Raw genomic sequence first — 10,992 nt, forward strand, 5'->3', positions numbered from 1 at the left:
GATTATCCCGATGTACTCTCTTAATAAACGGCTGCTATCGAAGGCAGCCGTAATGATTCTGTTTAGCATCATATGTATACTGATGCTATCTAACCCGGCGGGGGCGGAGGGTGATGGCTCGGTCGACGAGTTGCTGCCGCCAGTCGGCAGCGCGCTCGTCGAAGCCGGCCAGAGCCGCTGGGACGCGGCCGCCGCCGATGTAGAAGCGTTCGCTGCGCTGTGGCGCACCGCGAACGAGAACACGCCGGACCCGGAACTTGCCGGTCCAGCTGCCGCCGTTGACGCCGCGCTTGCAGACGCGGCGGCGGCCCTTGCGGCGGGCGATGGTGCGCCCGCCAAAGCTGCACTGTCCACGCTCGCAAGAAGCGTGGACGCGTATGTCACCGCCGCCTCCGGCACGGACGGCGGTGACACTGGAGCCGCCGGCCAGGAGACGGCGGCGAAGCTGTTGCCCGCGGCGGAGCGCACGCGGGATGCGGTGCGCAGCGCCGACTGGAGCGCGGCAGCGGCAGCGTACCGCGACATCGTCAGCGGATGGAAGCCGGCAGAGCGCAACATCCGGGCCGACAATTCCGCCGTCTACAGCTTGCTGGAGACGAAGATCAGCCTGCTGCGCATTGCGCTGCAGGCAGAACCGCTCCGCGAGGAGTCGGCGAAATCAGAAGCAGAAGCCTTATATCAGCTGCTTGCTGATTACAGTGAAGGCAAAGCAATAGATGCTGGGGATACTTCTGGTAAACCAGCATCTATTGAAGGACTGATCAGCCATCTCAACAAAGCTTCTTCCACTGCCAAAGCAGGCAACAGCGCAGAAGCAGCTAATATCATGGAGCAATTCATCGTAGATTGGCCCTCTGCTGAAGGACAAGTACAGATCGCATCTCCAGCGGTCTATACCAATATTGAGAACGAAAGTGCAGCAGTCACTGGCTATCTGCTCTCTAATCCACCTAAGCTAGATCAAGCCTTAAAGATCATGGATAATATGGTCACTGAGCTGACTCCTTTGGCTGGTGAGACAACCTATAATGCTTGGGATGCTGCGCTAATTCTTCTGCGTGAAGGACTGGAGGCGATCCTCGTATTGTCTGCCCTTCTGGCCTACCTGAAACGTGATGGCAACACAAAAGCACAGAAGTGGATTTGGTCTGGCGCAGCTGTAGGACTTGTAGCGAGTATCGCATTAGCCGTTCTACTCACCTATACCATTTCCCGCGCCGCATCTGGTGGAGCACGCGAGATGATTGAAGGCATCACAGGTCTTGTAGCCGTCATTATGATGCTTACCATTGGACGCTGGCTGCATAGTAAATCAAATACCGCAAATTGGAACAACTATGTTGGACGGCAAGTGGATGGAGCATTAGCCAAGGGCAATCTCTGGTCTTTGTCCTCCGTAGCAGCGCTTGCGATTTTACGTGAAGGAGCAGAAACCACCATTTTTTATGTAGGGATGGCCCCTTCCATTAAAGTGTCTCAATTGCTGCTAGGGATCGGTAGTGCTCTAGTCATTCTAGCAATTGTAGGTTACGCAATTATTGCCTTAAGTGCGAAATTGCCGATTGCTGCCTTCTTCCGTACAGCTACACTTCTTATTTACTATTTAGTATTCCGCTTTCTTGGAGAGAGCATTCACTCCCTTCAAGTCGCAGGGAAACTACCCGCACATGTACAGGATGGATTACCTTCTATTAGCTGGCTCGGGATGTATCCAACTTGGGAAACTTTAGTGCCTCAGCTGCTTGTCCTTGCGTTCATTGTGTGGGAGATGCTGCGCAATAGAGCACCAAAAGCGTCACAAACTGTATAGCTACAAAGAAAAAAACGGTTGTCATCTTTTAACGATGACAACCGTTTTTTGTAGATTTTAAATGAAGCCGATCCTCGGACCTTTACATTAGAAATGAAACTAGATGTACCGGTCCGTCACGCCCGTTAGGTTACGCCGGTTTAGTCCGGTAATCCCTTGCAACTACAGTCTAATTTATGAAATGGATTCCATAGCAAGCTTTTTATTTGCAAAGTAATTTAAGGACGATATGATAGAATAAAAAGACTAGACACTACACAAGCACCAAAGGGAGGCTGTTGTTCTCGAATGGCTAATATAAAAGAAATCGCCCGTATGGCTGGTGTTTCCGTGACAACGGTCTCGCGAGTACTCAATAATCATCCTTATGTAAGTGAAACCAAACGAACCGCTGTTTTAAATACGATTGAAAAGTTAAACTACACGCGTAATATGAATGCCGTGCATCTAATTACCGGCCGTACCCACGCCATTGCCGTTATTATCCCTAATATCAACATTTTTTATTTTTCTGTAATTATTGAAGGCTTAGCCCAAGAAGCGTTGCTAGCGCAATACCGCTTGATTCTGTGCCAGACCGATTACCGCCATGAAGAAGAACTCAAGGTACTGGAGATGCTGCGCAACAAAGAAATTGATGGCGTGGTAATTGTATCTACGAGAATGAGCTCAGAAGTCATTGATGAATATACAGCATATGGCCCGATAGTCATCTGCCAAGATAGAGGTGAACGCCGCTTCTCTTCTGTGTATATCGAACATTATTCCGCTTTTCGCTCCGGCCTGCAGTACTTGCATGATAAGGGGTATGAACAGATAGGTTACTGTGAAGGCAGACAACATGGCAGCAGTAGTTCTATCCGGCAAATTGCCTTTAGTGACTTTCTAGCCGCTACAGGCCAGCCTTTTCAGGAAGAATGGATGATGTATAACTGTATGAATGAAGAGGACGGTGGACGTGTACTGCACCAACTGCTGAAAATGAAGAACCGGCCTAATGCCCTAATTATTTCAGGCGATCATGTGGCAGCCGGTCTAATCATCGAAGCGTGGAAGAACGGTATCCGTATTCCTGAGGATCTGGCCGTCATCGGATTTGACGACCAGCCGATCGGACGACTTTTAGGTCTAACCACTATAGATAATCAGTTACCCGAAATGGGCGTTACAGCTTTTCGGATCATCTATGATCAGATCCAAAATAATGATAGTCATCCTGTACACCGTAAGCTTGAGTATCGCATTATTGAACGTTCTACGGTATAGCACGTTTAAGGTATTGTTCAAAAACGGTCCACCTCGCTGTCTTCTGTGAGTGGGCCGTTTTTATTTAAATAGAAGAGAGACTAATAATTCTCGCATATTATCCTTATTGTATTCATTTTTACCCCTTGCATCCGGATAGATTTTGTTTTATTCTGAGTATGAAAATAATTTTCTTATTTCAAGAAGTAATTTTAAAAATAATTTTAAAAAGCTACATTAGAAGTCGAGGTGGATTGATGTCCCCAATTTTATATGCACTTGAGCATGAAAAGTCCAAGCTGTCTCAAATGGAGCGCAAGCTGGCGGAACGGATCCTGTCATCACCAGGTGAAATCGTTCATATGGGCATCACAGAACTCGCGGAGCAATGCGGTATTAGTCCTGCTACTATCACACGTTTTTGTAAGGTTCTACATTTTAAAGGCTTCCCAGATTTCAAAGTAAAGCTGGCGGCTGAAATTGCTCATAGCGATGCAGCGCCTCAAGATGGCGGTTCTTCTTATCAGGATATCGTTGCAGGTAACCCGCTTTCCGTAATTGTGGAAGCGATGCAAACGAACCATCTGACATCCATTCGGGATACTACTTCACTCCTAGATCTGGAACGATTACAAGCAGCCGTTAATTTATTGTGCCAAGCACGGCGAGTGGATCTTTACGGGATGGCGACTTCCTCCATTGTCGCACAAGATTTCTATCAGAAGCTGATCCGCATTGGCGTGAATTGCACCGCTTTCGCTGATTCCCATATGCAGATTACATCTGCTTCTTCGCTATCTGAAGGCGATGTCGTATTCGCAGTATCGTATTCCGGAGAAACCCCAGAGACCATTGATGCTTTAACTTGTGCCAAAGCCAGCGGAGCAAGCACAATCGCTCTAACCTCTTACGGTAGCAGCACCTTGGCAACTCTGGCTGATATTCCTCTCTTCTCCTCTTCTCTGGAAAAAGGAATGCGCCGAGGAGATATGGCTTCACGTATTGCCCAGCTACACATCATTGATATTTTGTTTACTGGAATGGTCAGCACCCGTTTTGGGGATTTTATTCCTAGACTGGAGCAATCTTATTTGAATGTCCAACATTACCGAAACAAACGAGGAGGTCAATCTTAATGAATATTCTTAAGTTCAATAGTGATGAAGATTTTGTACAAACGGGTGCGAATCTTATCGCCAGCCTGCTTCAAAGCAATCCAAAAGCGGTGCTCGGTCTAGCGACCGGAAGTTCCCCAGTTGGTGTTTATGCCAAATTGGTTGAAATGCACCAAAAAGGACTTGTAAGCTTCTCGAAAGCCACTTCCTTCAATTTGGATGAGTATATCGGATTGCCTGTTGATCACCCGCAGAGCTATCGCAGTTTCATGAACGAGCAATTATTCAATCATATTGATATTGATCCAGGACAGACACATATCCCTAACGGCAATGCAGCAGATATGGAAGCGGAGTGCCTCGCATACGACAAAATGCTGGAAGAGAACGGACCGGTTGACTTGCAGATCCTCGGGATTGGAAGCAACGGCCATATCGGGTTCAATGAACCAGATGCCAATCTGAGCAGCAAAACCCATGTCGTTGATTTGCTTGAAGACACACGGGAAGCAAATGCCAGATTCTTCGACTCTTTGGACGATGTACCGCGGCAAGCAATAACCATGGGCATCGGCGGCATTCTGAAAGCTCGCCAGATTCTATTGTTAGTACGCGGTGCCGGCAAAGCTGAAGCCATCCGGAATGCCGTTGAAGGTCCGATTACTACCCAGTGCCCTGCATCTTTACTGCAGAGCCATCCGAATGTAATCGTCCTTGTAGATGAAGGAGCAGGAAAATGGCTGAAATAAATAAAGAACCAGGAAAATTACTGTTTGGTAAAGTGCTGACTCCCCAAGGATTAATTGAGCATGGCGTGATTGCCTTATCGGGTGAGCAAATTCATTATGCCGGCGAGGCCGCATGGCTTCCAGAGGCTTACGCGCACTGGCCAGCTGATGGTCAAGCTGCGGAAGACCTGCTCATCCCTGGATTTGTAGATGTGCATGTACATGGTGGAGCTGGCCACGACTTTATGTATAGTGATGCTGAATCTTTAAATACCATCACTAAATTTCACAGCTCCCAAGGCACAACTACCATGCTGGCTACGACTATGACTGCCTCTAAGCCAGCCATTGACCAAGTATTTGCCGAAATAAACGCATATCGCGCCACTGAGATGCCATACACACAAATCGCGGGCATGCATTTGGAAGGACCGTTCATCAGCCCAAAATGGTCCGGTGCACAAAACCCTGAGCATATTGTTCTTGCCAATATTGAGTGGCTGGAACAATGGGAGAATGATTATCCGGGCATGATCCGGCAAGTCACCTTGGCTCCGGAACGCGAAGGTGCACTAGAAGCTATCCTCTGGCTCCGTAAGCATGGTATTACCGCTGCTCTCGGTCACACCGATGCTTCCTTTGAAGAGGTTATTGCCGCGGCAGATGCCGGGTTAAATCAAGCCGTGCATATGTTTAATGCAATGACACCGCTACATCACCGCAAGCCTGGAACTGCTGGTGCTGTACTATTCGATAAACGCATACGTGCGGAGATCATCGCCGATGGCATACATGTTCATCCTGCAGCGATTTCTCTAGTGGCTAATCTAAAAAAAGATAACAATTTGTTATTAATTACAGATGCCATGTCTGCTACTGGTCTTAGTGATGGTGAATATACAATCGGTGATTTACCTGTGCTGGTTCAAGATGGCATCGCCACACTTAAAGATAATCCTGCCGCATTGGCGGGTAGTACACTTACAATGATTCGTGGCTTCCGTTATCTCATACAAGAAGTAGGGCTCAGCTTAGAAGAAGCCTCCCGTGCTGCAAGCCTTACTCCGGCGATATCCATTGGAATGGAGCGTTCCATCGGTACCTTGGAAGCCGGAAAACGTGGTGATATCCTGCGTCTTGACGCTGAATTGAATTTGCGAGGCGTATGGATTGGCGGCCGCCAAATTACCATTTAATAAGGTGGTAATATAATAAAAAAGCAACAATTCTCGCCACAAAGGTGAGGACTGTTGCTTTTTTTGGTTTATAAAATCGAACTATTGATTAATAATTACGCGTCGGGAAAATTCGTTCAACCATCGTTCGGAATTCATCCACAAAACCCTTGATCGGATGACCCGCACGGGCCTCTTCTGCATAAACGTTAACACGCTCTACAAAGTCTGGGTTTGCTGATACATATACATCCTTAATTGTTGCATCATGTTTTTTAACTTCAGCAGCGATTTTCGCTTTAATTTCTTTAGTTACTGTATCTGTTTCTTTCATATTCATAGTGTTATTTGTATTGTTCATGTGAGTCGAATGAGTACTGTTCATGTGTGTCGAATTACTTCTGTAATTCGTTCCATGCGTACTATTGGTGTAGTTTGGAGTGGTACTGCGAATGCCCATTCCAGTCCCCAAACCATCTGTCATTCCTGTCCCGGTTCCGGTTGTATTTCTGGTTCCCATGCCCATTCCGTTACCAATACCCATTCCCATATTGACATCATGTTTCGAACCGTTGCTATTCAGCAGAGGTCCATTATTATAAGTATGGGTTCTTGTCCCAGTCGTTCCTGTACCTGTTCCCAGACTTCCCATTCCGGTTGTTCCATTTCTGTGAGTACCCATGCCAAGTGTTGCAGGTCCAGTGCTTGTTGTACCAGGGACTGTATTCACAGTGCCTCTCAGAGCTCCGTTCGTTCCATTCGTTACGGCCCCTGTATCATTCATTCCATCGCGTCCTATTTTCACTCTTCCTGTACCCGACATTACTCCAGTCGGTCCATAATTGTGAGGAACTGTAGACGATTTGGCTCGATAAGATGTAGTACCTTTGGCCCGAAGACCAGTAGTTGTATCATGTAACGTTACGGCGACATACGCATTTTTACCTGCAAGCATTACGTTCGCAGTGCGAACTTCAGGCATAGCAGCAATACGATCAGCAAGCTCCTGACTAACCTCCATTTTTGTAATATTATGCGTACCCATTGTTCCTCCGCGCACGGAGTTTACACCGATACGTCCGTCATTTACCCCCCGGACACTATTAGTTTGCACATTAGTCTTTTCTGCCGTGTTCGTCCCACACCCTGTAATACTCACCAAGCCTAGAAGTAATGCGGCTGAGACTGACATGCTGATCTTGGATCGCATCATGAATTCATCCTCCATCTCTATTGTTGTATGTGTGCAGCGTAACAGTCGTTAGCATGACCTTCCGAAGAACAAGCTATCCTGAAAGGATTTGGAACTATGTCTGTTTACCGTCACCTGCGAATGCACATCGGCGTATCTTATAAACAGTAAGCCGTATTTCAACTAGTCGGTATTGCTCCGCAAAAGTCAGGAGGCACGTGCATGAAAGTTTTATTCACGTTTTATATACCGAGTGGCGGGGTGGAGACTTTAAATAAACTGCGGTGCGAGAGTCTCCAGCGTAATGGGATCGAATGTCATGTTTTATATCTAATGCCTGGTTCAGGAAGCCAGAATAAGGCTAACTTTCCGGTCTTCATTTCCTCTATAGATGAGGAGATCAAAGAAGTACTTGAGACGCATAACTATGATGCCATTATTGTTACATCCGATTATTTATTGCTTAAGCGTCTGCGTGAGCTCGGTTATGGCGGTATTTTGATATACGAATCTCAAGGTCTTGGAAAACGGAGTCATGCGGAAGATCTAATCAAAGACGCTATTCCTTATTTCCGCTCCTACTGTAACGCGGTCCTAATCCCACCAACGGATCATTTACTGGAGCTGTTTATTGAAATCTGTCCATGGCTGCATCGGTATGTCATTTCCAATATTGTTGATGTTCAGTCCTTTCAGCACATCCCTGCTGAGCCTCCGGCTAATCCGGTCATTGCTTGGGTCGGACGTCTGGAAAGCAACAAAAATTGGCGGGAATATTTGAGAATCGCCCATCAAATTCGCCTTCACAAACCAAACCTTCATTTATGGATGTTTCATGATCCTGAATTAGCCACAGAGGATCAAAAGCAGCTCTTCCTAGAAGAATTGCAGACCTTAGGTCTGAACGACCGTCTGAGCACCTTTACCAATATTCCAAATCATGTGATGCCGATTTATTATTCCTCCATAGCCAATTCTGGAGGGTTTCTGTTATCCACCTCGGTTACAGAGGGATTTGGATATGCTGTTGCCGAAGCCATTTGCTGCACTTGTCCCGTGCTTAGCACGGATTCCGACGGCGTTAGATCTTTTATTGTGCATAATATTTCCGGTAAATTTTATCCTCTTGGCAACATACAAACGGCCGTCAATGAAGGACTAGAGCTAATGAACAATATGCCAATGCGAAATGCACTCCGCCAGCAAGGAAGAAATTATATGGTTTCACGTTACGGTACGGAAAAATATGCGCAGTCTTTTCGTGAGATGATGAACTCCTTTGCCATCTTCTAACTGCAAAAGAACCTTCAAACCACTTTTTTTGTGGATTTGAAGGTTCTTTAATAATTTTGGGACATACTAAGATGGATCTCTTGATACAATCTCAAATAACATATTTTGAAATATTCTTGTGCTTTTTTCCCAAGTGAAATCCTGTGAAGCCTCTTCCCCCTTACGAGCCAATCGTTGGCGTAAAGACGGGTCTCTGATTAAGGTTATAATGTCATCTGCAAGCCGATTCTGAAATCGGTAGGACATTAAACAGTTATGACCATGTGTACAATATTCCTTATTCCCACCGGCGTAAACCGTAACCAGCGCTGCACCACAACGCATAGCCTCGATCCCTGGTAACGAACCCGTATCATACGTACTCGAACTTACAAAAATGTCGCTCTCACTATAGTGGAAACAAAGTTCTGTATCATTCGCTGGAGTTCTTATTTGGTAACGTTCGTCGTTCACTAGGGCTTGTAGCGTTGCAGATTCCGCTTGTTCTCCGGGAGGAGAAATTAAATATATTTCAACCTCTGGATGGTGGGCTTTAACCTTGTTTAATTGCTGAAGTAAATAATCCTGCTCACGGTGAGCTGAGAATCCGCCCTCTGGTTTGCGCATAATCGCGGAAATTACCAGCCTTTTATTACGATCACGGATTTTCGTATTTTTAAAAACAGGACCTACCCCGATCGGTACGATTCTCCCTTTAATCCCATGGTTCATCTGGACAATTCCCTGTTGCCAGTGTGATAGAACCAGTAGGTTGGATGCAATATTATACGATGAAAAAGAACGGCTATTGTCAGGTAAAAAGGTAGGCTCATAACAAAGCGCCAATCGAACATGAATGCCTTTCCCCTCTTCACTTGCCCGCTGTGAGACCTCGACTGTGGTATAGAAGTTGGAGATAATCACATCTCCTGCAGGAAAATCGCTTGCTGCCAGTTCTCCTTCTTTTGCATAGATCAGTTTACATTTCATCTCGTATTCTACGACACCATCACTGGGTAAGAGGATCGTCACTTCATGACCCATTTCTGTCAGACGATTAGCCAGCTCCGTGAGCATACGCTGCGCCCCGCCCCTAGTTAGAGTTAGAACAGGAAATATTAATTTCATTTCCCTCTCTCCTTTTGCAACAACCGTGATAGAACCCGGCGATGTCTTGCTTGTACCTGCTCAATCTCCTTTTTCTGCTCCTCTTTGTGAATCACTGAGCCCATTTCGTTATGAACTCGGTAATCAAGCAGCGGTTCCTCTATATAAGACCATGTATAATACGGCAAAATACGCAGCCATAGATCATAATCTTGTGTATACAACAATTTCTCATTAAATTTCCCTACTGTGCGGAAGATATCCATATGGAGAAGAACCGTACTTCCATTCACCGGACAGCCTAACATCATGGTCTCAATAAACTGTGCCCTGCTGTCAAAAATCATACTTATCGTCTCTGAAATCCGCCCACCCTGCTCGTTTACATAATAATAGGCTGTATAATTAAACAAAGTATCTGTGCTCTTGAGCATTTGCATCTGGTGATTGATTTTATTTGGATGAAATAAATCGTCAGCACTTAGCCAGGAAAAATAAGTTCCGGTAGCAACTCCTATCCCTCTGTTTAGTGCGGAGGCGGTTCCTCCATTGCTTTTTCGTATATAAATAATCTTATCCTTGAAGGGCTCAAGCTTCTCCATCCAAAGAGTAGATCCATCATCGATTACAATGATCTCTATGTTCGAATAACTTTGTTCCAAGACGCTTTGGATGGCGAGATCCACATATGGACAGTTATAAAAAGGAATGATCACCGACACTTTAGGTTCTTCACTCATGCGCTCACCTCCTTCACCTGAAGCTCGCTCTTTATACTGTTTTGCAAGCCAATAAGGCATCTACCGGAGCATGGCCTTCACCATACGCCTCACGAAACGATGGATTTTGAGCATGATGAAAGCCTTTAAGTACAGTTACAGCATATCCCAGCTCCATAAAGTCCTCCGGCTCCCATCCGCTCCGATGCTTTTGATAATGTTCTCCTTGCAAGTGATAATGGTCCGTTCCCTCCTGCGGAAAAAAACCCCGAGGTGTAAACACGACTACACGATTATAGGCGATTCTCTCGGCCATCCCGAGTAATCTCTGTCCTTCCTTCCTTTCAAAGTGTTCTATGGAATCGATAAAAGTGACTGCCGAGAACGTCTTAGGAAGAAATAATTTATCCATATGACTAGCATCACCATGCACTGGAATAATGTGAGGTGATTTATATTCACGATGCAGTAGGTAAGGTCTGTGAATTTCTAGTCCTAGGACAACTGCGGCTTCATACTGTTCAAGCAGGGTACCGGTGCCACTGCCGATATCCAGTATACTTTCACAGAATTTCAACTGCTCCAATAAGATTGGTAGAAAGTCATTCACTTCAATTTCCCGGCACATA

At 45.9% G+C, this 10,992-nt stretch carries 10 protein-coding genes; 6 read left to right on the plus strand and 4 right to left on the minus strand.

All coding sequences use genetic code 11. The features are described from left to right. The first annotated feature begins 10 nt into the window (after positions 1–10). From MKY99_RS25055 to nagA, 5 genes are all read left to right on the plus strand, one after another. Positions 11–1,810, plus strand: coding sequence for an FTR1 family protein (locus tag MKY99_RS25055; RefSeq protein WP_339266943.1), 1,800 nt, complete (start codon positions 11–13; stop codon positions 1,808–1,810). Between the two features lie 288 nt (positions 1,811–2,098). Continuing rightward, complete coding sequence (locus tag MKY99_RS25060; RefSeq protein WP_042191457.1) at positions 2,099–3,076, plus strand: LacI family DNA-binding transcriptional regulator; 978 nt, start codon at positions 2,099–2,101, stop codon at positions 3,074–3,076. A gap of 236 nt (positions 3,077–3,312) precedes the next feature. After that, a complete protein-coding gene (locus MKY99_RS25065) occupies positions 3,313–4,191 on the plus strand; it encodes a MurR/RpiR family transcriptional regulator (RefSeq protein WP_042191459.1) in 879 nt (292 codons plus the stop codon). Continuing rightward, complete coding sequence (gene nagB, locus MKY99_RS25070) at positions 4,191–4,919, plus strand: glucosamine-6-phosphate deaminase (protein ID WP_076119467.1); 729 nt, start codon at positions 4,191–4,193, stop codon at positions 4,917–4,919. The genes MKY99_RS25065 and nagB overlap by 1 nt, the downstream gene beginning before the upstream one ends. Then, the gene (nagA, locus tag MKY99_RS25075; protein ID WP_339266946.1) at positions 4,907–6,094 is read left to right on the plus strand and encodes an N-acetylglucosamine-6-phosphate deacetylase; all 1,188 of its coding nucleotides are present in this window, start codon (positions 4,907–4,909) and stop codon (positions 6,092–6,094) included. Before nagB ends, nagA begins: the two co-directional genes overlap by 13 nt. Before the next feature lie 88 nt (positions 6,095–6,182). Here nagA and MKY99_RS25080 read toward each other — a convergent pair whose 3' ends face one another. Continuing rightward, positions 6,183–7,286 carry a YhcN/YlaJ family sporulation lipoprotein gene (locus tag MKY99_RS25080; protein ID WP_339266948.1) on the minus strand — a complete coding sequence of 368 codons (1,104 nt, stop codon included), beginning with the start codon at positions 7,284–7,286 and terminating at the stop codon, positions 6,183–6,185. A 201-nt stretch (positions 7,287–7,487) separates the two neighbouring features. Here MKY99_RS25080 and MKY99_RS25085 point away from each other — a divergent pair, with 201 nt between their 5' ends. Beyond that, the gene (locus tag MKY99_RS25085; protein ID WP_339266950.1) at positions 7,488–8,558 is read left to right on the plus strand and encodes a glycosyltransferase; all 1,071 of its coding nucleotides are present in this window, start codon (positions 7,488–7,490) and stop codon (positions 8,556–8,558) included. Between the two features lie 66 nt (positions 8,559–8,624). Here MKY99_RS25085 and MKY99_RS25090 read toward each other — a convergent pair whose 3' ends face one another. The 3 genes from MKY99_RS25090 to MKY99_RS25100 are packed head-to-tail and all read right to left on the minus strand — an operon-like array spanning position 8,625 to position 10,991. Then, positions 8,625–9,665 (minus strand): glycosyltransferase family 4 protein, encoded by a 1,041-nt coding sequence (locus MKY99_RS25090; protein WP_339266952.1) that lies wholly within the window; start codon positions 9,663–9,665, stop codon positions 8,625–8,627. Further along, positions 9,662–10,384 carry a glycosyltransferase gene (locus MKY99_RS25095; RefSeq protein ID WP_339266954.1) on the minus strand — a complete coding sequence of 241 codons (723 nt, stop codon included), beginning with the start codon at positions 10,382–10,384 and terminating at the stop codon, positions 9,662–9,664. The genes MKY99_RS25090 and MKY99_RS25095 overlap by 4 nt, the downstream gene beginning before the upstream one ends. A gap of 31 nt (positions 10,385–10,415) precedes the next feature. Continuing rightward, positions 10,416–10,991: a class I SAM-dependent methyltransferase gene (locus MKY99_RS25100; RefSeq protein WP_339266956.1), complete on the minus strand. Its 576-nt coding sequence runs from the start codon at positions 10,989–10,991 to the stop codon at positions 10,416–10,418. Position 10,992: the final 1 nt, after the last annotated feature.

The sequence above is a fragment of the Paenibacillus sp. FSL R5-0470 genome (genome assembly GCF_037975205.1).
Taxonomy (GTDB): domain Bacteria; phylum Bacillota; class Bacilli; order Paenibacillales; family Paenibacillaceae; genus Paenibacillus_AQ.

Bases quoted from the DNA above. Each gene is read 5' to 3' on its own strand.
- MKY99_RS25055 (WP_339266943.1), top strand. From the start codon at position 11: ATGTACTCTCTTAATAAACGGCTGCTATCGAAGGCAGCCGTAATGATT.
- MKY99_RS25095 (WP_339266954.1), bottom strand. From the start codon at position 10,384: ATGAGTGAAGAACCTAAAGTGTCGGTGATCATTCCTTTTTATAACTGT.
- nagA (WP_339266946.1), top strand. From the start codon at position 4,907: ATGGCTGAAATAAATAAAGAACCAGGAAAATTACTGTTTGGTAAAGTG.
- MKY99_RS25090 (WP_339266952.1), bottom strand. From the start codon at position 9,665: ATGAAATTAATATTTCCTGTTCTAACTCTAACTAGGGGCGGGGCGCAG.
- MKY99_RS25065 (WP_042191459.1), top strand. From the start codon at position 3,313: ATGTCCCCAATTTTATATGCACTTGAGCATGAAAAGTCCAAGCTGTCT.
- MKY99_RS25080 (WP_339266948.1), bottom strand. From the start codon at position 7,286: ATGATGCGATCCAAGATCAGCATGTCAGTCTCAGCCGCATTACTTCTA.
- MKY99_RS25060 (WP_042191457.1), top strand. From the start codon at position 2,099: ATGGCTAATATAAAAGAAATCGCCCGTATGGCTGGTGTTTCCGTGACA.
- MKY99_RS25100 (WP_339266956.1), bottom strand. From the start codon at position 10,991: ATGTGCCGGGAAATTGAAGTGAATGACTTTCTACCAATCTTATTGGAG.
- nagB (WP_076119467.1), top strand. From the start codon at position 4,191: ATGAATATTCTTAAGTTCAATAGTGATGAAGATTTTGTACAAACGGGT.
- MKY99_RS25085 (WP_339266950.1), top strand. From the start codon at position 7,488: ATGAAAGTTTTATTCACGTTTTATATACCGAGTGGCGGGGTGGAGACT.